The sequence below is a fragment of the Stenotrophomonas sp. KH_052 genome, assembly GCF_057838755.1.
This window is the reverse complement of sequence record NZ_CM174475.1, coordinates 987,170-1,012,541: the sequence shown is the minus strand read 5'-3', so window position 1 is coordinate 1,012,541 and position 25,372 is coordinate 987,170. Positions and strand designations below refer to the sequence as shown.

Annotated in this window: 16 protein-coding genes and 1 tRNA gene; 7 read left to right on the top strand and 10 right to left on the bottom strand. The window is 67.0% G+C overall.

The window, feature by feature from the left end; all coding sequences use genetic code 11:
* Window positions 1-5 precede the first annotated feature (5 nt).
* The 3 genes from AC3ITW_RS04545 to AC3ITW_RS04535 all read right to left on the bottom strand — a co-directional run bounded on the left by AC3ITW_RS04545 (window position 6) and on the right by AC3ITW_RS04535 (window position 1,887).
* On the bottom strand, window positions 6-983 hold the full coding sequence (locus AC3ITW_RS04545; RefSeq protein ID WP_004146896.1) for a beta-ketoacyl-ACP synthase III: 978 nt from the start codon (window positions 981-983) through the stop codon (window positions 6-8).
* 91 nt (window positions 984-1,074) lie between these two features.
* Window positions 1,075-1,269, bottom strand: coding sequence for a 50S ribosomal protein L32 (gene rpmF, locus AC3ITW_RS04540; protein ID WP_004154640.1), 195 nt, complete (start codon window positions 1,267-1,269; stop codon window positions 1,075-1,077).
* A 108-nt stretch (window positions 1,270-1,377) separates the two neighbouring features.
* Window positions 1,378-1,887 carry a YceD family protein gene (locus tag AC3ITW_RS04535; RefSeq protein WP_004146886.1) on the bottom strand — a complete coding sequence of 170 codons (510 nt, stop codon included), beginning with the start codon at window positions 1,885-1,887 and terminating at the stop codon, window positions 1,378-1,380.
* 113 nt (window positions 1,888-2,000) lie between these two features.
* On the opposite strand from AC3ITW_RS04535, the gene AC3ITW_RS04530 reads away from it, so the two are divergent.
* Window positions 2,001-2,570, top strand: coding sequence for a Maf family protein (locus AC3ITW_RS04530; RefSeq protein ID WP_489390089.1), 570 nt, complete (start codon window positions 2,001-2,003; stop codon window positions 2,568-2,570).
* A 119-nt stretch (window positions 2,571-2,689) separates the two neighbouring features.
* Here AC3ITW_RS04530 and AC3ITW_RS04525 read toward each other — a convergent pair whose 3' ends face one another.
* The gene (locus AC3ITW_RS04525) at window positions 2,690-4,525 is read right to left on the bottom strand and encodes a glycosyltransferase family 39 protein (protein ID WP_489390347.1); all 1,836 of its coding nucleotides are present in this window, start codon (window positions 4,523-4,525) and stop codon (window positions 2,690-2,692) included.
* A 42-nt stretch (window positions 4,526-4,567) separates the two neighbouring features.
* On the opposite strand from AC3ITW_RS04525, the gene AC3ITW_RS04520 reads away from it, so the two are divergent.
* The 4 genes from AC3ITW_RS04520 to AC3ITW_RS04505 are packed head-to-tail and all read left to right on the top strand — an operon-like array spanning window position 4,568 to window position 8,934.
* Entirely contained in the window at window positions 4,568-5,521 is a 954-nt protein-coding gene (locus AC3ITW_RS04520) for an AAA family ATPase (RefSeq protein WP_489390088.1), read from the top strand.
* A 23-nt stretch (window positions 5,522-5,544) separates the two neighbouring features.
* Window positions 5,545-6,468: a DUF58 domain-containing protein gene (locus AC3ITW_RS04515; RefSeq protein WP_489390346.1), complete on the top strand. Its 924-nt coding sequence runs from the start codon at window positions 5,545-5,547 to the stop codon at window positions 6,466-6,468.
* On the top strand, window positions 6,461-8,410 hold the full coding sequence (locus AC3ITW_RS04510; RefSeq protein ID WP_489390087.1) for a transglutaminase TgpA family protein: 1,950 nt from the start codon (window positions 6,461-6,463) through the stop codon (window positions 8,408-8,410). Before AC3ITW_RS04515 ends, AC3ITW_RS04510 begins: the two co-directional genes overlap by 8 nt.
* On the top strand, window positions 8,407-8,934 hold the full coding sequence (locus AC3ITW_RS04505) for a Slp family lipoprotein (protein ID WP_012510211.1): 528 nt from the start codon (window positions 8,407-8,409) through the stop codon (window positions 8,932-8,934). The genes AC3ITW_RS04510 and AC3ITW_RS04505 overlap by 4 nt, the downstream gene beginning before the upstream one ends.
* An 80-nt stretch (window positions 8,935-9,014) precedes the next feature.
* On the opposite strand, the gene AC3ITW_RS04500 is transcribed toward AC3ITW_RS04505, so the two are convergent.
* The 4 genes from AC3ITW_RS04500 to dnaX all read right to left on the bottom strand — a co-directional run bounded on the left by AC3ITW_RS04500 (window position 9,015) and on the right by dnaX (window position 12,516).
* On the bottom strand, window positions 9,015-9,374 hold the full coding sequence (locus AC3ITW_RS04500; RefSeq protein WP_004146872.1) for a histidine triad nucleotide-binding protein: 360 nt from the start codon (window positions 9,372-9,374) through the stop codon (window positions 9,015-9,017).
* Between the two features lie 67 nt (window positions 9,375-9,441).
* Window positions 9,442-10,041, bottom strand: a complete 600-nt coding sequence (recR, locus tag AC3ITW_RS04495) for a recombination mediator RecR (protein ID WP_489390086.1) — start codon at window positions 10,039-10,041, stop codon at window positions 9,442-9,444.
* Window positions 10,042-10,152: 111 nt separating this feature from the next.
* Window positions 10,153-10,473, bottom strand: a complete 321-nt coding sequence (locus AC3ITW_RS04490; protein ID WP_004154630.1) for a YbaB/EbfC family nucleoid-associated protein — start codon at window positions 10,471-10,473, stop codon at window positions 10,153-10,155.
* Window positions 10,474-10,479: 6 nt separating this feature from the next.
* Window positions 10,480-12,516 (bottom strand): DNA polymerase III subunit gamma/tau, encoded by a 2,037-nt coding sequence (gene dnaX / locus AC3ITW_RS04485; RefSeq protein WP_202908172.1) that lies wholly within the window; start codon window positions 12,514-12,516, stop codon window positions 10,480-10,482.
* A 162-nt stretch (window positions 12,517-12,678) separates the two neighbouring features.
* Between dnaX and AC3ITW_RS04480 the strand changes: the two genes are divergently transcribed.
* Window positions 12,679-12,771: transfer RNA gene (locus tag AC3ITW_RS04480), tRNA-Ser, on the top strand.
* A gap of 278 nt (window positions 12,772-13,049) precedes the next feature.
* Here the strand turns inward: AC3ITW_RS04480 and AC3ITW_RS04475 are convergent.
* Window positions 13,050-13,844, bottom strand: coding sequence for an isocitrate lyase/PEP mutase family protein (locus tag AC3ITW_RS04475; protein ID WP_032969041.1), 795 nt, complete (start codon window positions 13,842-13,844; stop codon window positions 13,050-13,052).
* A gap of 123 nt (window positions 13,845-13,967) precedes the next feature.
* Here AC3ITW_RS04475 and AC3ITW_RS04470 point away from each other — a divergent pair, with 123 nt between their 5' ends.
* On the top strand, window positions 13,968-14,411 hold the full coding sequence (locus AC3ITW_RS04470; protein ID WP_004146736.1) for a GNAT family N-acetyltransferase: 444 nt from the start codon (window positions 13,968-13,970) through the stop codon (window positions 14,409-14,411).
* A 57-nt stretch (window positions 14,412-14,468) separates the two neighbouring features.
* Here AC3ITW_RS04470 and AC3ITW_RS04465 read toward each other — a convergent pair whose 3' ends face one another.
* Window positions 14,469-25,361: an autotransporter-associated beta strand repeat-containing protein gene (locus tag AC3ITW_RS04465; RefSeq protein WP_489390085.1), complete on the bottom strand. Its 10,893-nt coding sequence runs from the start codon at window positions 25,359-25,361 to the stop codon at window positions 14,469-14,471.
* Between the last annotated feature and the right edge of the window lie 11 nt (window positions 25,362-25,372).

The window sequence follows — 25,372 nt, the reverse complement described above, 5'->3', positions numbered from 1 at the left end:
CACTATCAATAGCGCAGCAGGGCCGAACCCCAGGTGAAGCCGCCGCCGAAGGCTTCCAGCAGCAGCAGCTGGCCGCGCTCGACCTTGCCCGATCGCACTGCAGCGTCCAGCGCCAGCGGCACCGAGCCGGACGAAGTGTTGCCATGCTGATCGACTGTGACCACGACCTGCTCCATCGACATGTCCAGGCGCTTGGCCGTGGCTTCGATGATGCGCAGGTTGGCCTGGTGCGGAATCAGCCAATCCAGGTCGGACTTGTCCAGGCCGTTGGCAGCCAGGGTCTCGTCCACGACCGAGTCCAGCGCCTTGACGGCGTACTTGAACACGTCGTTGCCCTTCATGTTGATGGTGCCACCACCGTTGGCGCCGCCCTTGAAACCGGTCGAGACACCCACCGGATTCCACAACAGCTCCTTCTTGCTGCCATCGGAATGCAGATGGGTGCTGAGGATGCCGGTCTCTTCGTCGGCCTTGAGCACGACGGCGCCGGCACCATCACCGAACAGCACGCAGGTGGTGCGATCGTTCCAGTCGACCATGCGGGTCAGCGTTTCGGCGCCGATCACCAGCACGTACCGGCAGTCGCCGGAACGGATGAATTTGTCGGCCACGCCCAGCGCGAACACGAAACCCGAACAGGCCGCGTTGACGTCGAAGGCGGGGCATCCGGCCACACCGAGCTTGGCCTGGATCAGGCACGCGGTGGACGGGAAAATAAGGTCAGGGGTGGTCGTACCGACCACGATCATGTCGAGCTGCGAAGCGTCGATGCCGGCCGCTTCAAGTGCGCGCAGCGCGGCGTTGTAGCCGAGATCGCTGGTGGTTTCGCCTTCGGCCGCGATGTGCCGTTCACGAATGCCGGTGCGCGACTGGATCCACTCATCCGAGGTTTCGACCATTTTTTCCAGGTCGGCGTTGGTCAGGACTTTTTCCGGCAAATAGCTACCGGTGCCCGCGATCCTCGAATAGATCCGCTTGCTCATCATGTTTCCTGTTGCGCAGGCCGCCGATCACCGGCAAGCCCGGGAAAGAAGGCAAAGGCCGCTGCCCGGAGGCAGCGGCCTTCCCGGCACATCAATCTTCTTCGACGGCCGAGGTCTTGGTCTGGATGACCTTCTTGCCGCGGTAGAAACCATCGGCAGTGATGTGGTGACGCAGATGCACTTCGCCGGTGGTCGGGTCGGTCGACAGCTGCTTGGCGCTCAGGGCGTCATGCGCACGGCGCATACCGCGGCGGGACGGGGTGACACGGGATTTCTGGACAGCCATGGGATTGCTCCAAACTCGGTTCGTTTTTGCTTCGTCGTATCGTCGCGCAGGACGCCAGCGCCCAGCACACTTTCGCTTTCGCCGCAGCCGCCGACGACAATCCGGCTGCTATTGTTTCTTCAAGGCCGCCAACGCCGCAAACGGGTTGGCCTTCTTTGTTTCTTCTTCGCTCGGTGCCCAGTCCTTGTCGACTGCTTCACCGTCGGGCGACAGCGGTACCACCGGCACCGCCAGCACCAACTCGTCTTCGACCAGGTCCAGGGGACGCAGCTGGCCATCTTCCGGCACCAGCAACGCCTCGTATTCCTCCGGCAGGGACGATTCCTCGTCCTCGTCGCGGATCAGGCCAAGCCTCTGGGTCACCTTCACCGGCAACAGGAATCGCTGCATGCTGCGCTGACAGGTCAGCGGCAACGCGGTGTCGATGGTCAGTTCCACATAGGATACCCGCAAGATGTCGTCGCGACCGAATTCAAGCGAGTAGACACACTCACCGTCGGTATCGGCGACCAACCCCTGCAGGCGGGTCAATTCAGCCAGGGAGACCTGGCCGTCGAAGCGCCTTCGCGCTACAACCATCCGCCAGGCATCCAGCGTTTCGGGCACGTTCGCGGACATAAGCCGCTGAATACTAAGGATCGGGGCGGCGGCTGTCAAATGCCCGCCATACAGGACTTGCCGCTGGCGTCGCGGACGGGCCAGACTGCCGCGCCCTGCCCCGGTATTGTCGCATGCCGCTGATCCTGGCCTCCACCTCCCGCTACCGCCGTGAACTGCTGCAACGGCTGGGCCTGCCCTTCGACTGCACACGCCCGGACGTGGATGAAACCCCGCTGGACGGCGAGGCCCCGCTGGCCCTGGCCACGCGCCTGGCAGCCGCCAAGGCCGCCGAGGTGGCTGCCCGTCATCCCGACGCCTGGGTGATCGGCTCCGACCAGGTGGCCGACCTGAACGGCCAGCCGCTGGGCAAGCCCGGCACGGTCGAGGCGGCCTGCGCCCAGCTGAAAGCGATGTCCGGGCACACCGTGCGCTTCCATACCGCCATCAGTCTCACGCGCAACAGAGAATCCTTCACGGCGATCGACCTGACCGAAGTGCGTTTCCGCGCGCTGGACGAGGACGAGATCGCCCGCTACGTGGCCGCAGAACAGCCACTGGACTGTGCCGGCAGTTTCAAGTGCGAGGGCCTGGGCATCAGCCTGTTCGAGGCCATCGACAACCGCGACCCGACAGCACTGGTCGGGCTGCCGCTGATCGCGCTGTGCGGGCTGCTGCGCAAGGCGGGATACGCGGTGCCCTGAGGGCTTCCGCCAACCTGTAGAGCCGAGCCCATGCTCGGCTGCTTTTTTGTAGAGTCGAGCCATGCTCGACTGTCTTTGGAGAAGCAGTCGAGCATGGCTCGACTCTACAAAAGCAGGACTCAACGAACTTCGAACGGCTGCTCCTGCCACTCTTCCACGCTGCCATCGTTGCCATGCAGGCGCAGGCCCAGCCAATGCCGGCCCGGTGCCAGAGTGGCGGTATCCAGCGACGCATCGAAGCCCACCGCCGGATGCCGCGGGTCGGTGCTGTCCGGCCAGGTGTGGCGCACGTCGAACACACGCCCGTAATGTGCGTCACCGATAGAGCGGCCATCGACCAGCACCTCGACACGCGCCAGGCCGACGCCATCCTTGAACGCCCAGCCCTTGACGGCAAGCGTGCCCGAAACCTTTTCACCGTTGGATGGCGCATCCAGCCACGCCATCGCCGGGGTCACGCACGGACCCGCCGCCCGCTGTGCCGGCAGGCGGAACAGCAGGAAACGCTGGAACCCATGGTCGCTGCTGACCACCCGCGGCGCGGGCAACGGCCCGACCTGTTCACAGATGGCGTGATAGCGCGCCAGCAGATCGCGGTAACGCTGGTCACTGGGCGACAGCACCAACAGCATCGGCGCCGCACGCTCGCCCTCGTGCAGCAACCCCCATTGCGCCAGCTGCGCGGTACGGCCATGCTTGTCGTTGAGCGGATGCGGCAGCACCTCGATATCACCATTGCCCAGCTGGAAGCCCAATTCGGCCCCGACCTTGAAGTTGCCGGCCAGCACGCGCGTGCCGGCCGGCATCTGCTGCAGCTCATCGCGCACCGCCACCGCCAGCGGCTGCCAGCCGGCGAAGTTGCGCGGGTAGTACTTGCTGCCCGCCAGCTGCTCACGCAGCGAAGGCGTGGATGCCATCAGGTAATAGCCGAATGCCAGCACCATGCCGGCGCCGGCCAGCCACCAGCCGGTACGGCGCAGCCAGCGCGGCCAGCCGTTGAGCACCACCGGCACCGCCACCAGCAGCGCCAGATAGCCCGGCAACGGCCAGTGGAAGCTGATCCGCTCGACGTCGGTGAAGAACCCCAGCAGGAAGATGCCAAGCGTTGAAACACCACCGACCAGGCCGAAGTAACGCCACTGCACCCGCGCGCCGCCACCACTGCGGGTGCCCGCCAACGCCACCTTCCACATCGCGATGCACAGGATCGGCGTGACCAGCATCGGCTGGATCAGCAGGAACCACAGCCCAGCCCATTCGAAAGTCCAGGGATGGCGCTCGACCACCTGGAACTTCAGGCCGGCATCGTGATTGTCCGCATTCCACGCCAGCAGCGGCAGCCAGGCCAGCACGCCCACTGCGAGCGCCACCCATACGCGTGGATCAGCCAGCATGCGCCGCCCCTGCGGCAACGCCAGCAACGCAATGAAGCCAACACCGATGACGCCGATGAAGCGGTAGTGGCTGAGCGCACCGATCATCAGGCCCAGCGCCAGCTTCATCGCCGAAGACGCATCGACGTTGTGCAGCAGGCGCGCGCCAGCGTGCAGGCAGATCACCGCCGCCAGTGCCATCGGCACGTCCGGCACCGCCAGCAGCCCCAGCGTGGCCGACAACGGCATCAACAGTGTCAGGCTGCCGGCCTGCCATCCGGCCACGTTGCCGAACCAGCGCGTGGCGATGCGCGCCACCAGCAGCGGCAGCAATGCACCCATGGCCAGGAACGGCAGGCGCAGCGCCAGGACGTGGTGGCCGCCGATCTCCACGCCGAGCCGTGCCAGCCATGCGGTCAACCCGGGCAGATCGGAATAGGCAGCCGCCAGATGCTGGCCTTCCTGCCAGTAGAACGCCTCATCGACAAACAGTGGCAGGCGCGCGGCCACCACCAGCTTGGCCGCTGTGACCAGCGTCCATAACCAGAGAAATATCGTTCGTGCGCGCTGTTCGCCTTGCATCGCTCTATGGATAATCAAGTGGATTCCAGAACTGAGACGATCATGCCAGCTCCGTCCCCCAACCCCAGCATGCTAACCGATCAATTGCGACAGGCCCTGCGGGAGGCACAGGATCAGGTGAACGCACTGGTGCTGGGCAAGGTGCCGGAAGTCAGGCTGGCTTTCGTCGCGCTGCTGTCCGCTGGGCACCTGCTGATCGAGGATCTGCCCGGCCTGGGCAAGACCACGCTGGCACATGCACTGGCCAGCAGCCTCGGCCTCAGCTTCCAGCGCGTGCAGTTCACCTCCGACCTGTTGCCCGCCGATGTACTGGGCGTCTCGGTGTATGAAGCGGGCAGTCGCCAGTTCCAGTTCCATCCCGGCCCGGTGTTCACCCACGTACTGCTGGCCGACGAGATCAACCGCGCACCACCGCGCACGCAGAGCGCACTGCTGGAGGCAATGGCCGAGCAACAGGTCACCCTGGATGGACAGACCCATCCGCTGCCCGATCCGTTCTTCGTGATCGCCACGCAGAATCCGGTGGACCTGTCCGGCACCTTCCCGCTGCCGGATTCGCAGCTGGATCGCTTCCTGCTGCGGCTGGCGATGGGCTACCCCAGTGCCCAGGCCGAACGCGAGCTGCTGCGTGGCAGTGATCGCCGCGACCTGATCGCACGCGCGGTACCGAAGCTGGACGATACCCAGGTGCGTGAACTGCGCGATGCGGTTGGCCAGGTGCATGCCAGCGACGCACTCATCGACTACGTGCAGGCGCTGCTGACCCGCAGCCGCCAGCACGCCGGCGTGCGCGTCGGCCTGTCACCGCGTGCAGGCCTGGCCCTGCTGCGTGCGGCCAAGGCACATGCGCTGCTGCTGGGCCGCGGCCATGTAGTGCCCGAAGACGTGCAGACACTGTTCGTGGCAGTGGCCGGCCACCGGCTGGTGGCGGAGGCGGAATCCAGCTCGGGGCCGGCACTGGCGCGTGCAATCCTGCAGACCGTCGCGGTGGACTGAGCGTGACCACACGCTGGGCACGCATGCAGCTGCTGGCTCGGCCACGCAGGCCCGAAGCCTTGCCGCAGCGACTGGACCGTCATCGCATCTACGTGCTGCCGACCCGCTTCGGCCTGTTCGTCGCCACTCTGTTGGCGGCGATGCTGCTGGGCGCGCTGAACTACAACAACAACCCGGCGCTGCTGCTGGCCCTGCTGCTGGCGGCCGCCGCGATCGCCAGCGCCATCGCCGCTCACCTGCAGCTGTCCGGCGTGCAGATCGATGCGATCGCCGCCGAGCCGGTACCGGCCGGGCAACCGTTGCGCCTGCGCGTGGACCTGTCGCTGCGCGATCCGCGCGCGCGCCATGGCCTGCACCTGCAGCTGGGCGACAGCGAAGCCTGGACCTCACTGCCGGCACACGGTCGCGGTGAGGTGGAACTGGAGGTACCGAGCGAACGCCGCGGCTGGCTGGAGCTGCCGCGCATCCGCCTGTCCACCACCCAGCCACTGGGACTGGTGCGGGCGTGGTCGTGGGTGTGGCCGGAACAACCGCTGCTGGTCTATCCACTGGCCGAGACAACCGCACCTGCACTTCCGGAGAGTGGCGACGACCCCCTGCACACGCGTGCCCATGCCAGTGGCGAGGAACTGCATCAGCTGCGCCCCTACCGCGCCGGCGACGCGCCACGCAGCATTTCCTGGAAGCACTCCGCGCGCCGCGACAGCCTGCTGGTGCGCGAGTATGAAAAGCCGATCGGCATCGAAGTGGTGCTGGATTGGCGCATGCTGGCACCGCTGGGCCACGAAGCACGCATCGCGCGGCTGGCGCGCTGGGTCGGCATGGCCGAACGCGAGGGGCGACGCTACACCCTGCTGCTGCCGGCGCATCCACCGTTCGGCCCCGGCCAGGGTGCCAACCATCACCACCTGTGCCTGCGCGCGCTGGCGCTGATGCCCCATGGCTGATCCCCTCGATCAACTGGACCGCAGCACGCGTGCCTGGACGTTGGCCTGTGCGGCGCTGGCCCTGCTGCCACTGCTGCTGCAGTTGCCACCGCTGCTGGCGGTAGTGATCGCGATCGCTGCGATGTTGACCGCTGCGCTGTCCTGGCGACGCGTGCTGCCGATGCCCGTGCGCCTGCTGCTGGTGCTGGGCATGATCGCCGCCATTGTCTGGCAGATGGGCATGGTGCGCCCCGGTCGCGATACCGGCTGCGCTCTGCTGGCGGCGATGCTGGCGATCAAATCCAGCGAACTGCGCAGCCTGCGCGACGCGCGCAGCCTGCTCGGCTTTGCGCTGTTTGCTCCGTTCGCCGCATTCCTGCTCGACCAAGGACCACTGACCACAACCCTGGCCGCGCTCGCCGGTGTCGGCACGCTGCTTGCGCTGCAACGCCTGGCACATGATGAGGGCCGTGCCGGCCGCCTGCCGTTGCGCGGACAGCTGCGCAGTGTCGGCCGCCTGCTGGCGATCGGCCTGCCGCTGGCTCTGGCCAGCTTCTGGCTGTTCCCGCGCCTGGCCACGCCGCTGTGGGGTGTTCCCGAACGCGCGGTGGGCACGCCGGGGCTGTCCGACAGCATGGAGCCCGACCAGTGGCTGGACCTGATGGCCGACGACACCCCGGCGCTGCGCGTGCAGTTCTTCGGCGCGGTGCCGGAACCGGCGCAGCGCTACTGGCGAGGCCCGGTGCTGACCGCCTTCGATGGCCGCCGCTGGTCGCGCGATCGCGCCAGCGCGCGAAGGCCGGCCGCCACGGTCGAAGCCAGCGCGCAGGGCTGGGATTACCAGATCGACTACGAGCCGACCGATCGCCGCCAGCTGGTGGCGCTGGACCTGCCCAGCCGCGCCCCCGAGGGCAGCACGCTGGACGCGGACATGAGCCTGAGCAGCGAGCGCCCGCTGGCGTCGCTGAGCCGATGGCGCCTGCACTCGGCCCCGCCCGCACGGTTCGACAGCACCCTGTCACCCTACCTGCGTCGTGCGGCACTGCAGCTGCCCGGCGGCTTCAACCCGCGCACCGCCACCCTGGCCCAGCAATGGCGGCAGGAGGCCGGCGCCGACGACGAGGCCATCGTCCGCCGCGCGCTGCAATGGATCACCCGCGACTTCTCCTACACGCTGGCCACGCCCCCGGCAGGGCGTGATCCGGTCGACGAGTTCCTGTTCGGCTACAAAGCCGGCTTCTGCCAGCACTTCAGCTCGGCCTTCGTGGTGCTGATGCGCAATGCCGGCATTCCGGCACGCGTGGTGACCGGCTTCGCGGGAGGTACCCGCAACCGCATCGGCGACTACTGGGTGCTGCGGCGGATGGACGCCCATGCCTGGGCCGAGGTATGGCTGCCGCAACGCGGCTGGGTGCGGGTCGACCCGACCGCTGCCGTCGCCCCCGAACGTATTCTCGACACCCTCGACGATCGCCTGCAGGCCGGCACCGACACGCCGATGCAACATCGCTGGCTGCAACTGGGGCAGATGGGCGACTGGCTGCGCCGCGGCTGGAATGACCTGGTGCTGTCCTTCGATGCGCGCCGCCAGCAGCAGCTGCTCAAGCCGCTTGGGCTGGACGACCTGGGGCCGGCACAGCTGATAGCCGGCTTCGTGACGGCCGCGTTGATGGCGCTGGCGTGGATGGCCTGGCTGCTGGCCCGCGGCGAACGCGAACGTGATCCGCTGCTGCGCGGCTGGCACCGGCTGGGTCGCCGCTACGCCCCCCTCGGCCTGGCCCGCGAACCGCATGAAACCGCACAGGACTGGGCGCGTCGGGTACATGCCCGCCGCCCCGATCCGGCACTGCTGGCACTCAGCCAGCGTTTCGCCGACGCGCGTTACGCTGGAACTTGCACCGAGCTCGCTTCATTATTGCGGGACCTGCGCAGGCATTGCCCGACTTCCGGAGCCTCCCCATGAACACCAAGTTCCTCCTCACCGCTGTGGCCACGCTGGCCCTGTCGGCCTGCGCCACGGCCCCCAAGCCGCTGCAGGGACAGTTCAGCCTGGTCTCCCCGCGCGACTCGGTCGCCACCCAGCAGGTCGGCACGCCCGTCCGTTGGGGCGGCCGCATCATCGAAACCAAGCCCGGCCAGGGCGAGACCTGCTTCCAGATGATCTCGCGCCCGCTCAACGCCAGTGGCCGCCCGAACACCACCTCGTCCGACGCCAGCGACGGCCGCTTCATCGCCTGCCGCGCCGGCTTCTACGACCCGGCCGTGTTCGAAGCCGGCCGTGACGTGACCTTCATCGGCAAGATCGACGGCTACCAGAACACCCGCATCGGCGACTATGACTACCGCCTGCCGAAGCTGTCGGCCGATGTGATCTACCTGTGGCCGGAACAGCGCCAGGTCGATGTGGTGCCCTACCCCTATGGCCCGTGGGGCCCGAGCCCGTATGGCCCGTACTGGGGCGGCTATGGTCGCTGGGGCTGGTGGTGATCGTCACCGCACAGGCATGACGGAAAAGGCCGCCCCCGGGCGGCCTTCCTTCATCAGCACATGGCGTGGATGCCGTGCGCTCAACGCCCCGGCGTACCGAAATGCCCCAGCTGCCCACCGGCCAGCAGGTGCATGTGGATATGGAACACGGTCTGCCCGGCGTCCTCGCGGCAGTTCATCACGATGCGATAGCCATCCTGCGCAAAACCCTCGCGGCGCGCGTACTCGGCAGCGGCCAGTGCCAGTTTGCCGATCAGGTGCGCCTGCGACGGCTGCAGATCGTCCAGGGTCGGAATGATTTCGTTCTTCGGAATGAACAGCACGTGCACCGGCGCCTGCGGTGCGATGTCCTTGAAGCCCAGCACCTCGTCATCCTCGTAGACGATGGTGGCCGGGATCTCGCGACGGATGATCTTGCTGAAGAGGGTTTCGTTGCTCATGGTCGGCCTCGGCGGGGATGTCTCCAGCATTGTAGGCCGGCCGCGCCGGACGATGCCCGGCCAGCGCTCAATCGCGGAATTCGCTGCGCGTCCCGAACGCGTGCGACAGCGTGCCGCGATCAACGTATTCAAGTTCGCCGCCGAGAGGCAGGCCCTGCGCAAGGCGGCTGGGCTGCACCTTGCGTGCGCGCGCCAGCTGCGCCAGGTAGTGCGCGGTGGCTTCGCCCTCGACAGTGGCGCTGGTGGCGATGATCAGCTCCTGCACCTCGCCTTCGACCAGCCGCCGCTCCAGCTGCTCCAGGCCCAGCTCGCGCGGGCCGATGCCATCGAGCGGCGACAGCCGCCCCTGCAGCACGAAGTAGACACCGCGGAAACCGGTGGCGTTTTCGATGGCCAGGCGGTCGGCCGGCGATTCGACCACGCACAGCTGGCTGCGTTCGCGGCTGCTGTTGGCGCAGGTCGGGCACAACTCGGTTTCGCTGAAGTCGCGGCACTGCGCGCAGTGGCCAATGCGTTCCACCGCCAGCGACAGCGCTTCAGCCAGGCGCTGGCCACCTTCGCGCTCGCGCTCGAGCAGGTGGTAGGCCATGCGCTGCGCGGTCTTCTGGCCCACGCCAGGCAGCACCCGCAGTGCGTCGATCAATTGTTCAAGCAGGGGTGCGGACACGGCGGCATGCTTTGATGGCGTCGAGCGAGCTCGACGGCTACGTGTAGAGTCGAGCCATGCTCGACTGAGGGTTGCAGCGGGCGCCTGCAGCAACAGGCGCCCCGCCAAGCATCAGAACGGCAGCTTCATGCCCGGCGGCAGCTGCATGCCGGCGGTGGCCGAGCCCATCTTCGACTTCGACTCGGCATCGATCTTGTTCGAGGCATCGTTGAATGCGGCAGCGATCAGGTCTTCCAGCATCTCCGGGTCGCTGGCCAGCGACGGGTCAATGCGTACCTTGCGGCATTCCTTGGCGCCGGTCAGGGTCACGCTGACCATGCCGCCACCGGCGCTGCCGGTCACTTCGATCTTGGCGATTTCTTCCTGGGCCTTCTGCAGGTTTTCCTGCATCTTCTGGGCCTGCTGCATCAGTTGGGCGATGTTGCCGCGCATAGTGTCTTACTCGTCAAAAGAACGGATGGAATCGGAAACAACCCGGGCACCGTGCTGTTGGATCAGCACCTGCACTTCCGGATCGTCCATGAAAACAGCCTCTGCCACCTGCTGCCGCTCGCCACGCTGGCGATCGGCACGCTGGTGCAGGGTCTCGGCCGGAACGTGTTCGGTTTCCACGGTCTCGACCACGATCTTCGGCGCCTGGCCGAGGGCCTTCTCCAGCATTTCGCCCAGCGCAGCCAGCGCGCGCTCCGAGCGCAGGTATTCAAATCCGGGCGAAAGGCCCAGTTTCAAGGTCCCGTGCTGGCAACTGATGAAGGCGGCGTTGGCGGCCAACTGCCGCGACGGGCCGCTCAGGCCACTGTTGGCGACCAGATCCAGCCAATCCTCGGCGCTGGCCAGGTCACTGACACCTTCATGCGGCACGGCATCACGTGCCGGGGCCGGCTCGGCCGGCGCGATGGCAATGCCTTCAGTGCGGAACGGGCGCTCGGGCGACGCAGGCTCGCTGGGAGCCGCGACGGGAGCTGGCGGTTCATGCCAGGGCGCCACCATGGCAGCGTCCGGCTCAGCCATCTCGGCCGCCAGCGCCTCGTCACGCGCCTCGGCTTCGTCGGTGGCCCACGGCGGCAGGTCGTCGCCCGCTTCAGCTTCAACGGATGCCGGTGCCGCTGCTTCGGCCTTCACCGGCGGCGGTGACACGGGCTCTTCCACCGGAACCGGCTCGGGCTCCGGGGTCGGGTCCGGTTCGGGTCGTGGGGCCGGCTCAGGTTCGGGTTCAGGTTCGCGCGGCCCGGCCTGCGCCGGAGCGGCCACCTGCGCTACTACGGCCGGGCTTGCCGAAGTGGCGGCAGCCGCCGGTGTCGCTTCGTGGGTACCCGTACCGCTGCCACCACCGGCAGCATTGCCACCCGGCGCATTGCCTGCACCATCCACCGACTTCGGCACCGGCGGGACCGCCGCGGCCGGGCGGAACGCCAGCATGCGCAGCACAGCCATTTCAAAGCCCGCGCGCGGGCTAGGCGCCAGCGGCAGGTCACGACGGCCGTTCAAGGCCATCTGATACCAGAGCTGCACCACTTCCGGACGCAGGCGTTCGGCGAACACCGTCGCATCCAGGCCTTCGGCAGCCGCTGCGGCACCCGGTACCAGCTGCTGCACCTGGATGCGATGCAGGCCTTCGGCCAGCGCTTCCAGTACGCCGCTCCAGTCCGGCGAGAACTCCGCCAGCGCAGCCACCACCTGCAACAGGCGCGGACCATCGCCTTCGGCCAGCGCATCGAGCATCGCTGCCACCTGGGTGCGGTCGACCGTGCCCAGCATGGTGCGCACTACGTCCTCGCGCAGCGCGCCGCCGGCGTAGGCGATCGCCTGGTCCAGCAGCGACAGGCCGTCACGCAGGCTGCCGTCGGCGGCCTTGGCCAGCTGCACGATGGCGCTGCCGTCGGCCTCGATTTCCTCAGCCGCCAGGATGCGGGTCATCTGGCCCTGGATCTGATCCTCGTCCAGGCGCTTGAGGTTGAACTGCAGGCAGCGGCTGAGCACGGTGACCGGCAGCTTCTGCGGGTCGGTGGTGGCCAGCAGGAACTTCACGTGCTCCGGCGGCTCTTCCAGCGTCTTCAGCAGCGCGTTGAACGCCGCCTTGGACAGCATGTGCACTTCGTCGATCAGGTAGACCTTGTACTTGCCACGCGAGGGCATGTACTGCGCGTTCTCGATCACCTCGCGCACGTCATCCACACCGGTGTTGGACGCGGCGTCGATTTCCAGCAGGTCGATGTAGCGGCCGGCGTCGATGTCCAGGCAGGCCGCGCACTGGCCGCATGGGTCTGCGCTGGTGCCCTGCTCGCAGTTGAGCGACTTGGCGAAGATGCGCGCGATGGTGGTCTTGCCCACGCCGCGGGTACCGGTGAACAGGAACGCATGGTGGACCCGGCCGCTGTCCAGCGCGTTGCTGAGCGCACGGACCACGTGTTCCTGGCCCACCAGCTCGGCAAAACGCTTCGGACGCCACTTGCGGGCAAGGACGAGATAGGACATCAGGCCACCGTTTTCCATCGGATGTTCCATTGTGCCATGCCTGTCCAGCCCCCTCGCCTCCGGCACGTCCTTCGCAGGTTCCTGACCGGGGTGCTTGTGAAGTGCCGCGCAGCCCGCTAGAATCTGCGCCCCTGCTGAGGCGTTTGCCGATGGCAGGGATCCGGAGAGGTGTCCGAGTGGTTGAAGGAGCACGCCTGGAAAGTGTGTAAGCGTCTAAACCGCGCTTCGGGGGTTCGAATCCCCCTCTCTCCGCCAGATAACTGAAAAAGGCTGCCCCCAGGGGCGGCCTTTTTCAGTTATCTGGCGCGGGACGCGAAGTGCGCTGCGCGCGCTTCGCCCCAAACGTTGCTGCGCAACCTTTGGGCCCCTCCCTTTGCCTGCCTCTCCCCGCCCCTGTCGGGGCAGCCCCTCAACAGAGGGGCTTGTTCCTCCAGATGCATCAGTAGATCCACACCATGCGTGGATGCCTCGGCGCTGTCGAATCGACTATCCGCCCATGCCCCAGCCTACCGCTGCCCCCATCCCCAGCACCCTCACCCTTCGCTGAACAGGTGGTTCAAGGCCGCGTACCCCGGTGCGCCCTCGGGCATCGCCATCGCGCCGCCGAGAAAATCCGTGGTCGCCGCAGCCATCGCCGCCCACGCGTGCATGAACAGCGCGGGCCCTGCACTCAGCCGCCGCACGCCGGCCTGCGACAGCGCAGCAGGCGACGCAATTCCAGGCAGCCACATGAGGTTGAGGGGCAGCGGCACGGCGCTGGCAACCGCAGCAGCCTCGTCCAGCACACGCAGCCCCGGCACAAAGCCGCCGTCGGCACCAGCACGTGCATAGGCCTGCAGCCGATCGATGCTCATCCTGACGGCCTCATCACCTTCGGCCAGGCTGCGCAGATACACATCAGTGCGTGCATTGATGAACAGCGATCGCCCGCCAAGCGCCGAGCGGATGGCAGTGATCTTGTCCACCAGCGCCGCAGGACTGCCGGCGCCGTCTTCGATGTTGATCCCGACCGCACCCGCCTCCACCAGGCACAGCACCCGCGCAGCGACCGCATCGGGAGCATCGCTGTAGCCGTCTTCGATATCGACCGTGACCGGCAACGAGATCACACGAGTGATTTCGGACACCCGCTGCAGCAGCGCGGTATCAGGCAGCGCACCGCCGTCGGCATGGCCGCAGGACCATGCCATCGCAGCACTCGATGTTCCCACCGCGCGGGCCCCCTGCTGCTGGACCAGGCGGGCGCCACCGGCATCCCATACGTTGGGCAGCACGTAAAGATCGGCACCTTGGTGGAGTTGTACGAAACTGGCGTGAGCGTTGGACATGGAACCTCCTGATGACGGGGACCTGCAGTCTGCGCCCGAACCGGTTTCCGCGCTCGCCATGTTCAGACATCAATGGCACTGACCTCGCGCACAATGTGCCCGCCACCACCATGACGCTCCCTCATGACACCCCGCCCCTACTGCTGCAGCGACATGACCGCCTGCCTGTCGATCTTCGACAGCAACGTACCCACATTCTTCGCGCCGGAAGAGCGGAGCGACTTCGAACGCTTCCTGCGTGAGCAGGCAATGGGCTGTGCATTCCAGGTCATCGAGCGCGATGGCAGCATCGTGGCCTGTGGCGGCCTGTCGCGCCGCGGCGATGGCAGTGCCGGTTTCTGTTGGGGCATGGTGCAGCGCGCGCTGCACCGGCATGGACTGGGCCGCGAACTGGCGCTGGCGCGCCTGCGCCAGGCCGAAGCGGATTCCTCGATCAATCGCGTCACGCTCAGCACCAGCCAGCACACCCAGGGCTTCTACGCCGGCCTGGGCTTCCAGGTGACACGTGTGGTGCCCGATGGCCACGGCGCCGGGATCGACGCTGTGGAAATGGAGCGGGAGCTCTAGCGCTCCCGCCCCGGTGCCATCCACGCAGAGCGTGGATCAACCGCTGGCCCGCTCCCCTCAGAAACCCACGCGCAGGTTGATCTGCCCGCCGACATCGCGGCGACCGTCGCCGTGCTGGCCCTGCACGAACATCGACAGCTGGCTGTTGCGGCCCAGGCCGACCGCCACGCCCACCTGACTGACCAGCGCGTTGCGTGCCATCACCGCGCTGTACACATCGAACGCATTGCCGCCGGCCGCGAAGCGGTTGCGGCTGGCCACGTCGGTGTCACCCGATGCATGCTGCCAGCCGAGGCCGACCGTCAGCTGTGCCGGGAAGCGCTCGCCACTGCCCACGTCCCAGCGTCCACGCACGCCCACGGTGCTGACATTGAGCGTGTCCTTGCCGCCCTCCAGTACCAGCGCAGCGCTGCCGCCCTGTTCCACCGCACGATCGCTGTCGACCCAGTGCTTGGTGAACTGCACATACGGCTGCAGCTGGGTCCTGCCGTGGCTCCAGGTCCAGCTGCCTTCCACCTGGGCAATGGTCACGTCCGAATCCTGGCGGCTGTACAGGGTCTGGCCCAGCAACGGCACCTCACGCGTGGTGCGCGTGCGGTAGTCGCCGCGCGACACGCTGCCACCGACCGCAAAGCCGTTGTTCCACTGGCCCTGCGCATACAGGCCGAAGGTGTTGCCACGCAGGCGGGCGCGCGAGCTGCGATCGTACAGGCGCGTATCCAGCCGTTCGTTGCCGGCCGCTGCACCCAGCACCACGTGCTCGCCCAGCTGCCAGTCCACGCCGGCCATCAGCGCATTGCGGTTGGAGCGGATGTCATCGCCGTTGCCATCACCATCCTGCTTGAACACCTTGCCGCTGCCGGCCAGCCAGGCCGACGCGCGCTCGCCACGCACCGTCGGCAGCTCGCTGCCCAGGCGCTGGCGGATGCCTTCTTCCAGATAGTTGTCATACAGCAGCACAGCGCGGCTGGCGGCATGCACTTCACCGGACAGCTGGTCGAATGCGCTGCGCGCGGTGGCGGCGTCATAGATCAACACCGTGTTGTACAGCCCCAGTGCCGAGCCACTCTGCGGCAGGCTGTCCAGTGCTGCGGCGGTGTTGTACTGGTTGCGCGTCTTCGCCGCCGTGGTGAAGGCTGCGGTCTGCGCCACATCGATCTGCAGATTGGCCGTGTTCGCCGTGTAGACCGGGGTGATGGTCAGGAAGGCCGACGGCGTCTTGGCCGAAGCGAACTGCCCGCTCACGCCACCACCCGCATTGACCACGGTGTACTGCTGGCCTTGTTGATAGCTGGTGCTCGGCGAGATGGTATTCACCTGCACGCTGCTGCCACCCACGTTGGCACTGCCACCCACCTGCACCGTGTCACTGCCGGTGGCACCCAGATCGATGCCCAGCGTGCTGCCCGGCGACAAGGTCAGGTTGCCACCCACCGTGATCGTGCCGGTGCCGTTGCCCGCACCGCTGCCATTGCCCGGGCCATTGCCCGGCGAGAGCACGCCGCCGCTGGATACCGTCACGCCACCGCCGGTACCCCCGATGGTGCCGGTGCCGGACAGCGTGGTGCCGCTGCCGATGGTCCACTGGCCGCCGATGTTGCCGGTGACATTCAGGCCACCGCCGGTGACCTGGCCGGTGCCGCTGAAACCACCGCTGTTGCCGCCGAGATTCAGCCCGCCCGGGCCAGCCTGCACGATGCTGCCGCCACCGCTGATGGTGCCGCCCAGCGTGGTGGTGCCACCAGTGTTGATGATCAGGCCACCATTGTTGGTGATGTTGCCGGTGACCGAACCGCTGGCCCCGCCGTTGCCGACCTGCACCGTGCCACCGGCATTGATGGTGGTGCCGCCGGTGTAGGTGTTGTTGCCGGTCAGGGTGATGGTGCCAGCGCCGGCCTGGGTCAAGCCACCGCTGCCGCTGATGGTGCCACCGACGGTGGTGTTGCCACCGACGTTGAACACCAGGCTGCCGTTGTTGCTGACGTTGCCGGCAATCGACCCGCCCGCACCGCCGTTGCCGACCTGCAGCGTGCCACCGGTGTTGATGGTGGTACCGCCGGTATAGGTGTTGTTGCCGCCCAGGATCAGCGTGCCGCTGCCGGCCTGGGTCAGGCCACCGCTGCCGCTGATGGCGCCGCCGACGGTGGTGTTGCCGCCCACGTTGAACACCAGGCTGCCGTTGTTGGTGACACTGCCGCCGATCGAACCGGTGGCGCCACCATTGCCCACCTGCAGGGTGCCACCGGTATTGATGGTGGTCGGGCCGGTGTAGGTGTTGTTGCCGGTCACGGTCAGCGTGCCACTGCCGGCCTGGGTCAGGCCACCGCTGCCGCTGATGGTGCCGCCCAGCGTGGTGTTGCCCGCGACGTTGGACACCAGCGTGCCGTTGTTGATGACGTCGCCGACGATCGAGCCGGTCGCACCACCGTTGCCCAGCTGCAGCGTGCCGCCGGTGTTGATGGTGGTGCCGCCGGTGTAGGTGTTGGTGCCGGTCAGCACCAGCGTGCCACTGCCCGCCTGGGTCAGGCCACCCGTACCACTGATGGTGCCGCCCAGCAGGGTGTTGCCCGCGACGTTGGAGATCAGCGAACCATTGTTGGTGATGTCGCCAGCGATCGAACCGGTCGCTCCACCATTGCCCACCTGCAGCGTGCCACCGGTATTGATGGTGGTGCCGCCGGTGTAGGTGTTGTTGCCGACCAGCGTCAGCACGCCGGCACCGGCCTGGGTCAGGCCACCGCTGCCACTGATCGCGCCGCCGACCGTGGTGTTGCCCGCCACGTCGAACACCAGGCTGCCGTTGTTGGCGACATTACCGGTGATCGCACCGGTCGCACCGCCATTGCCGACCTGCAGCGTGCCACCGGCATTGATGGTGGTGCCGCCGGTATAGGTGTTGTTGCCGGTCAGCACCAGCGTGCCGGCACCGGCCTGGGTCAGGCCGCCGCTGCCGCTGATGGTGCCGCCCAGCGTGGTGTTGCCCGCCACGTTGGACACCAGCGCGCCGTTGTTGGTGATGTCGCCGACGATCGCGCCGGTCGCACCGCCGTTGCCGACCTGCAGCGTGCCCCCGGCATTGATGCTGGTACCGCCGGTGTAGGTGTTGTTGCCGGTCAGCACCAGCGTGCCGCTGCCAGCCTGGGTCAGGCCACCGCTGCCACTGACCACGCCGCCCACGGTTGCGGTGCTGCCCAGGTTGTAGACCAGGCTGCCGTTGTTGGTGATGTCGCCCAGCACCGAACCGGTGCTGCCACCGTTGCCGAGCTGCAGCGTGCTGCCACCGTTGATGGTGGTGCCACCGGTATAGACGTTGTCGCCGCTCAGGGTCAACGTGCCGGTGCCACTCTGCACCAGGCCACCGCTGCCACTCAACACGCCAGCGAAGGCGGTGCTGCCGTTGTTGCCGCCGGTGGTGAGGGTTGCGCCACCCAGCACGACGCTGGAGCCGGTCACGCCGGCCAGGCCACCGATGCTCTGATTGCCACCGGCGCTGATGTCCAGCGTGCCGGCACCGGTCAGATTGACCGTGCTCGCACCCGACAGGGTGCCACCGGCACCCACTGCCAGGACGCCACTGTTGATCGTGGTGTCACCGGCATAGCTGCTGGCACCGCCGAGAGTGACGGTCGCGGCGCCATCCTTGAGCAGACCACCCGCACCACTGATCACACCATTCAGCGCGAGCGCGTTGCTGCCCGCCAGGGTCAGCGTGCCGCTGGCCAGCTGCACGTTGTTGCCCACGGTCAACGCAGTGGTGCCATCCAGCATGGCGTTGCCGCCCACCGTCAGCGTACCGGTACCCAGCGCACCACCATTGCCCAGCGTCAGGCCACCGGCATTGAGCGCCACGCCGCCGCTGAATGTATTCGCGCCGATCAGGGTCTGCACGCCCGCCCCGTTCTTCACCAGCCCGCCGGTGCCGGTGATGTCACCGGCGAAAGTGGTGTTGCCCACGCCATTGAGGGTCAGCGTGCTGCCGCCCAGCGCAACCGTGCTGCCGGCAACACCAGCCAACGACCCGATGCTCTGCGCACCCCCGGCAGAAATGTCGAACGCCGTACCGGCATTGGCCAATGTCACCGCACCATTCGATGCCAGGCTGCCACCGGCGCCAATCGCCAGCGTGCCCGCATTGATGGTGGTGCCACCGGTGAAGGTATTGTTACCGGTCAGGGTCTGGGTGCCGGTGCCTTCCTTGATCAGCCCACCGGTACCACCCACCGAACCGCTGAACGTGCCATTGGCGGGACCGCCAATGGTCAAGGTGTTTGCCCCCAGGTTCACCGTACCGTTGCCGACCAGGGTGCCGAACTGCTGCGTGCCGCTGCCCGCCGACAGATCGAAGGTCGCGCCCGAAGCCAGATTGACGATGCCACTGGCATGCAGGCTCGCGCCGGCGCCCAATGCCAGCGTACCGGCATTGATGAAAGTGCCACCGGTATAGGTATTGGTACCGTTCAAGGTCAGCGTCGCCAAACCGTCCTTGGTCAGCGCTCCGGTGCCACTCAGGTTGCCGTTGAGGGTGAGGTTGTTGCTGCCGAGCACGGTCAGCCCGGCGTTGAGGACGAAGTTGTTGGCCAGCGTCACCGCAGTGTTCGAATCGAGCGTGCCGTTGCCACCCACCGTTACCGCCCCGGTACCCAGAGCGGCATCGTTGCCGACCACCAGGCCGCCTGCATTGAGCGTTACACCACCACTGAAGGTGCTGGCGCCGTTGAGGGTCTGCACGCCCGCACCGTTCTTGATCAGGCCACCGTTGCCGGTGATCGCGCCATTGAAGGCACTGTCAACGGTGCCGCCCAGGGTCAGCGCGCTACCACCCAGCGCCACGGTGCTGCCGGCCACACCGGCAAGCGAACCGATGCTCTGGTTGCCGGCCGAGATGTCGAGGGTACCGGTGCCGGCCAGGTCCACCGCACCGGTCGAGGCCAGGCTGCCACCAGCACCGATGGCCAGCGTGCCGCTGTTGATGGTGGTGCCTCCGGTGTAGGTATTCGCACCGGTCAGGGTCACGGTGGCCGCACCGTTCTTGATCAGGCCACCGGTACCGGAAACCATGCCGCCCAGGGTGAGCGCATTGCTGCCCAGCAGGTCGAGGTTGGCGCCCGATGCCAGCGCGATGTTGTTGGCCAGGTTGGCCGCAATCGAAGCATCCAGCGTAGCGTTGGCACCCACGGTCAGCGCACCGCTGCCGAGCGCGGCGTTGTTGCCGACCACCAGGCCGCCGCCATTGAGCGCCAGGCCGCCACTGAACAGGTTGGCGCCGCCCAGCGTCAGGATGCCGGTGCCGTTCTTGACCAGGCCGCCGGTACCGGAGATCGCGCCGTCGAACACGCTGTTGCCGTTGCCGCCGAGGATCAGCGACTGCGCCCCCAGACTGACCGTGGAGCCGATCACGCCGGCCAACGAACCAATGGTCTGGCTGGCGCCGGACGTCGAGATGTCGAAGCCGGTTCCCGCTGCGGTGAGTGTCACTGCACCGGTGGCCGCCAGGCTGCCACCCGGACCGATCGCCAGTGTGCCGGCATTGATGAAGGTGCCGCCGGTGTAGGTGTTGGCACCGGTCAGCGTCTCGATGCCCGCACCGACCTTGGTCAGGCCACCCGTACCTGCGATAGAGCCACTGAAGGTGCCATTGGTCGCCCCGCCGACTTCGATCGAATTGGCGCCCAGGTTGACCGTACCGTTGCCGACCAGGGTGCCGAACACCTGCGTGCCACTGCCGGCCGACAGATCCAGCGTCGCGCCGGTGGCGAGGTTCACGGTACCGCTCGCCGCCAGGCTTGCACCGGCACCCAGCGCCAGTGTGCCGGTGTTGATGTTGGTACCACCGGTATAGGTGTTGATGCCGTTCAAGGTCAGCGTTGCGACGCCATCCTTGGTCAGGCTGCCGGTACCGGAAATCACCCCGTTGAGCGTCAGTGCATTGGTGCCCAGTACGGTCAGGCCTGCGTTGAGCGCGATGTTGTTGGTCAGCGCTGCCAGGCCGGTGGTGTCCAGCGTGGCCGCCCCGCCGACGGTGAGCGCGCCAGAGCCCAGCGCCGCGTCGTTGCCCAGCAGCAGGCCGCCGGCATTGAGCGTGACGCCGCCGCCAAAGGTGTTGGCAGCAGACAACGTCTGCACGCCCGCGCCCACCTTCACCAGACCACCACCGCCACTGATCACGCCGTCGAATGCGGCGTTGGTTGCACTGCCGAAGGTCAGCGAATTGCCCCCCAGGGCCAACGTCGTTCCGCTCACGCCGCTGAGTGCACCGATGGTCTGGTTGCCACCTGCGCCGGAGATGTCGAAGCCCGCACCAGCATTGCCGAGGGTGACGTCACCCGCTGCAGCGAGGCTGCCACCCACTCCCAACGCCAGCGTGCCGGCATTGATGGTGGTGCCGCCGGTGTAGGTGTTGGCGCCGGACAGCGTCAGCGTGGCCGCGCCGCTCTTGATCAGGCTGCCGTTGCCTCCGATCACACCTGACAGCGTCAGCGCATTGCTGCCCGGCAGGGTCAGCGCAACACCCGAGCCCAGATTGACCGCATTGCCCAGGCTGACCGCAGCACCGGCATCCAGCGTGGTGCTCGCATTCACGGCCAGCGCGCCGGTACCCAGTGCGCCATTGGCACCGACCACCAGACCGCCGCCATTCAAGGCCAAGCCACCTCCGAAGGTATTGTTGTTGTTGAGGGTCAGCAGGCCAGTACCGTTCTTGACCAGGTTGCCGGCGCCTGCCACCACACCGCCGAGCGCGACATCGCTGCTACCACCCAGGGTCAGCTGGGTGCCCGCGCCGAAATTCACGGCGTTGCCCAGATTCAACGCAACCGTGCTATCCAGGCTGACGTCGCCACCGATCCCCAGCGCCCCTGTACCCAGCGCGCCCGCATTGCCCAGCACCAGCCCTCCGGCATTGAGTGCCACGCCACCGCTGAACGTGTTGGCGCCGGACAGCGTCTGCACGCCCGCACCGATCTTGGTCAGTCCACCGCTGCCGTCGATGACACCGGCAAATACGCCGTTACTGGCTCCGCCGAAGGTGAGCGATTGCGCGCCCAGGGTCACCAGGCTGCCGGCGACGCCGTTCAACGCCCCGATGGTCTGGCCCGCCCCCGCTGCGGAGATGTCCAGCGTTGCACCGGCACCAGCAAGATCCACCGCGCCGGCCGCGGCCAGGCTGCCACCTGCACCCAGTGCAAGCGTGCCGGCATTGACCGTGGCCCCCCCGAGGAAGGTATTCGCACCGGACAGCGTCAGCGTCGAGGTACCGTTCTTGATCAGGCCACCGGTTCCACCCACCACACCGGTCAGGGTGAGGTTGTTGCTGCCGGGCAGGGTCAGTGTATTAGCGCCCAGGTTCACCGCATTGGCCAGCGAAACCGGCGCGCTCGCATCCAGAGAAACACTGCCGCCAATGTTCAGTGCCCCGGTACCGAGCGCACCGCTGGCGCCCACCGACAGGCCGCCGGCATTCAATGCAAGACCACCGCTGAAGGTGTTGCTGTTGTTCAACGACAGCACGCCGGTACCGGTCTTGATCAAGCCGCCCGTGCCCGAGACCACTCCGCCCAGTGCGACGTTCTGGTTGCTGGCCAGGCTCAGCTGCGCACCAGCATCCAGATCGATGGCGTTGGCCAGATTCAATGCCACCGAACTATCGAGGGTGGCGTTTGCGCCCACTCCCAACATGCCAGTGCCCAGCGCGCCGGCGTTGCCCAGCATCAGGCCACCACCGTTGAGCACCAGCCCGCCACCGAAGGTATTGGCACCGTTGAGGGTAAGCGTGGTGGCACCGTTCTTGACCAGGCCGCCGGCTCCGGAAACCACCCCGCCAAGCGTGACCGCCTGCGCGCCCGGCAACGACAGCGAGGCCCCCGTCCCAAGCGCCACATTGTTGGTCAGGTTCAGTGCCGTGCTGCCATCGAGCGATGCATTGCCACCCACGCTCAACGCGCCCGTGCCGAGTGCACCGCTGTTGCCCAGCAGCAGGCTGCCGGCATTGAGGTTCAGGCCGCCGCTGAACGCATTGGTGCCGTTCAAGGTCAGCAGCGAGGCGCCGTTCTTGGTCAGGCTGCCGCTGCCGGTGATGTTGCCGCCCAGGGTCAGGTTCTGGCTGCCCGGCAGGGTCAGCACCGCGCCAAGGTTGATGGCATTGCCCAGATTCAGTGCTGCGGTTGCGTCGAGCGAGCCATTGCCGCTGACCGTCAACGCGCCGGTACCGAGTGCACTGCCGTTGCCCAGCAGCAGGCCACCGGCCGCCAGGTTCAGGCCACCACTGAAGGTATTGGCGCCGCTGAGCGTCTGCGTGCCCGTTCCCTGCTTGACCAGGCCACCGGTACCGCCGATCACGCCGCCGAAGGTCTGGTTGGTGGCGTCGCCAAAGGTGAGCGTGCTGCCGCCCAGCGTCACAGTGCTGCCGGCGATGCCGGACAGCGCGCCGATGGTCTGGTTGCCGCCGAGCGAGATGTCCAGCTCCGTCCCTGCATTGACCAGATTCACTGCACCGGTGGCTGCGAGACTGCCGCCACTGGCCAGCGCGACCTTGCCTGCGTTGATCGCCAATCCACCGGTGAACGCATTGGCGCCGCCCAGCGTCAACGTAGCAGCGCCGTTCTTGACCAGGCCGCCGGTGCCGCTGATGACGCCGCCCAGGGTCAGCGCATTGCTGCCCAGCACGCTGAGCGAGCCGCCGGCCCCCAGGTTGATGCCATTGCCCACGCTCAGTGTTGTACTGGCATCAAGCGTTGCCACACCACCGACACTCAGTGCACCGGTTCCGAGCGCACCGCCGTTGCCGAGGACCAGCCCACCAGCCGTGAGCGACAGTCCTCCACCAAACGTGTTGGCGTTGTTGAGGGTCAGGGTGGCCGCACCGTTCTTGACCAGGCTGCCGGTACCACCGACGACGCCGTTGAAGGTCAACGCCTGGTTCCCGGACAGATTGAGGATGCCGCCCGCGCCCAGATTGACCGCGTTGGCGAGAGCAAGTGCCCCGCCGGTGCCATCGAGAGACACGTTGCCGCCGACACCGAGTGCGCCGGTGCCCAGCGCGCCCGCATTGCCCAGCAGCAGGCCGCCGCCGTTGAGCGCGACGCCACCGGTGAAGGTATTGGCACCAGACAGGGTCTGGGTACCCGTACCGACCTTGACGAGCGCGCCACCGACACCTCCGATGACGCCGGAGAAGCTGGTGCTGGTGTTCAGGCCACCCAGGGTGAGGCTGCGCGCGCCGAGGTTGAGCGCACCGGATCCGGCAAGCGAACCGATGGTCTGGCTGGCTGCAACCGAGAGATCGAGGTTGGTACCTGCGCCCAGCGAGATCGCACTTGTCGGCGACAGGCTGCCACCGACGCCCAATGCCAGCGCACCACCGGTGACCGCGAAGGAGCCTGTAAGCAGGTTGGCACCATTCAAGGTGAGGGTACCCGGACCCGCCTTGATTAGGTTGCCGGCGCCCGAGATCGAACCGTTCAAAGACAACGCGTTGCTGCCCAGCAGGTTCAGCGAGCCCGCGCCATTGATCACCAGATTGTTGCCAAGGGTGAAGCCCGCCGTCGTATCCAGCGAAGCGCTGCCACCGACGGTCAGGTTGCCGCTGCCGAGTGCACCGGCATTGCCCAGCACCAGGCCACCGGCATTGAGGTTGACGCCACCTGAGAACAGGTTCGCGCCGCCCAGGGTGACAATGCCGGTGTTGTTGACCGTCAGCCCGCCAGTGCCTGAAAGCACGCCACCCAGACCAAACGCATTGGTCCCGGCCAGGGACAGATTGCCACCGAGGCTGAAAGCGTTGGCCAGATTCAGGCCCGCTGTGGAGGACGCAATGGCACCGCCGTTGGCCGTGAACAACCCTGTGCCAAAGGAGTCGGTGTCGTTGAAATTGACCAGGCCATCATTGAGCGTCGTCTGCCCGGTTCCGCCCCATGCGCCCTGCAGGTTCCAGGTGCCGCTGTTGACGGTGAGCTTCTGGAAGTTGAGGTACCGGTTCCAGCCCAGCGTGGTCACTGCACCGCCAGTGCCCGCGCCTGGGCCGGCTGCGCTGTTCTGCAGCACCAGCGTGTTGTTGGCGGCGCCGCTGCCCGTACCGGCGTCGACCGTTCCCGCAGCCGCAACCTTCACCCCGGTAACACCGGTAATCACGCCGGCAAGGGCGCTGCCGCCGCCTGCCACAACGCTGGAACCCGACACTGCGGTAAAGGTATTGCCGCCAGTTGAATCACCCAGGTGAACGCTGCCACTGACCGCCCCCGCATTGAGGAACGTATTACCGCCAGAAGCACCCAGGCCGGTGCGTCCGTCGATGGTGCCTGTGTTGGTCACGTTGGCTGCCGCGCCACCATAGGTCACCACCGTGGTCGCGTCGGAAACGCTGCCTGCGCCGATCAACGACGTACTGATCAGGCCGGCATTGTTGATTGTGGTAGTGCCGTTGACATTCTGTGCCACCAGCGCCTGCCCCCCGAAACCCAGCAGCGTTGCGATGTTGACGACACCCTTGATCTGTCCGCCGGAATTGTTGTTGACGACGATCGCGCTGTTGTTGGCAGAACCGTTGCCGATGACCAGTCCGGGCGACGCGAGGATGAGCGAGCTCGGATCGATCGTGCCACTGTTGTTGACCGTCACGTTGTCGCCGCTCAACGTCGCCGCATTGCCACCACCGATAACCGGAGGCGTGCGCAGCGTGGCCCCTGCCAGCACGTTCACCGTGATGCCGGAATTAGCGTTGATGTAGTTGCTGACCGAGCCAGGGTCGCACGTGACCGTTGAGCCCACCGTATTGCACGCCGCGAACGCCGAACCACTGGCCAGCGTGGCCGCCAGCGCGACCGCCAGCTGGTGCGCCCTCAATCGCGGCACCCGCCCTGCGCAGACCGCGCTTCCGCCGGGATTCTGGGCGACCTCCGAAGCAACCTGCATTACGCCGAGGGCACGATTGAAAACCAGACGATAAATGCGGTTCATCGGTAAATCTC

Bases quoted from the DNA above. Each gene is read 5' to 3' on its own strand.
- AC3ITW_RS04535 (WP_004146886.1), bottom strand. From the start codon at position 1,887: ATGTCCGCGAACGTGCCCGAAACGCTGGATGCCTGGCGGATGGTTGTA.
- AC3ITW_RS04500 (WP_004146872.1), bottom strand. From the start codon at position 9,374: ATGAGCAACGAAACCCTCTTCAGCAAGATCATCCGTCGCGAGATCCCG.
- AC3ITW_RS04510 (WP_489390087.1), top strand. From the start codon at position 6,461: ATGGCTGATCCCCTCGATCAACTGGACCGCAGCACGCGTGCCTGGACG.
- AC3ITW_RS04520 (WP_489390088.1), top strand. From the start codon at position 4,568: ATGCCAGCTCCGTCCCCCAACCCCAGCATGCTAACCGATCAATTGCGA.
- AC3ITW_RS04505 (WP_012510211.1), top strand. From the start codon at position 8,407: ATGAACACCAAGTTCCTCCTCACCGCTGTGGCCACGCTGGCCCTGTCG.
- AC3ITW_RS04490 (WP_004154630.1), bottom strand. From the start codon at position 10,473: ATGCGCGGCAACATCGCCCAACTGATGCAGCAGGCCCAGAAGATGCAG.
- AC3ITW_RS04475 (WP_032969041.1), bottom strand. From the start codon at position 13,844: ATGTCCAACGCTCACGCCAGTTTCGTACAACTCCACCAAGGTGCCGAT.
- AC3ITW_RS04525 (WP_489390347.1), bottom strand. From the start codon at position 4,525: ATGCAAGGCGAACAGCGCGCACGAACGATATTTCTCTGGTTATGGACG.
- AC3ITW_RS04465 (WP_489390085.1), bottom strand. From the start codon at position 25,361: ATGAACCGCATTTATCGTCTGGTTTTCAATCGTGCCCTCGGCGTAATG.
- rpmF (WP_004154640.1), bottom strand. From the start codon at position 1,269: ATGGCTGTCCAGAAATCCCGTGTCACCCCGTCCCGCCGCGGTATGCGC.
- dnaX (WP_202908172.1), bottom strand. From the start codon at position 12,516: ATGTCCTATCTCGTCCTTGCCCGCAAGTGGCGTCCGAAGCGTTTTGCC.
- AC3ITW_RS04545 (WP_004146896.1), bottom strand. From the start codon at position 983: ATGAGCAAGCGGATCTATTCGAGGATCGCGGGCACCGGTAGCTATTTG.
- AC3ITW_RS04470 (WP_004146736.1), top strand. From the start codon at position 13,968: ATGACACCCCGCCCCTACTGCTGCAGCGACATGACCGCCTGCCTGTCG.
- AC3ITW_RS04515 (WP_489390346.1), top strand. From the start codon at position 5,545: ATGCAGCTGCTGGCTCGGCCACGCAGGCCCGAAGCCTTGCCGCAGCGA.
- AC3ITW_RS04530 (WP_489390089.1), top strand. From the start codon at position 2,001: ATGCCGCTGATCCTGGCCTCCACCTCCCGCTACCGCCGTGAACTGCTG.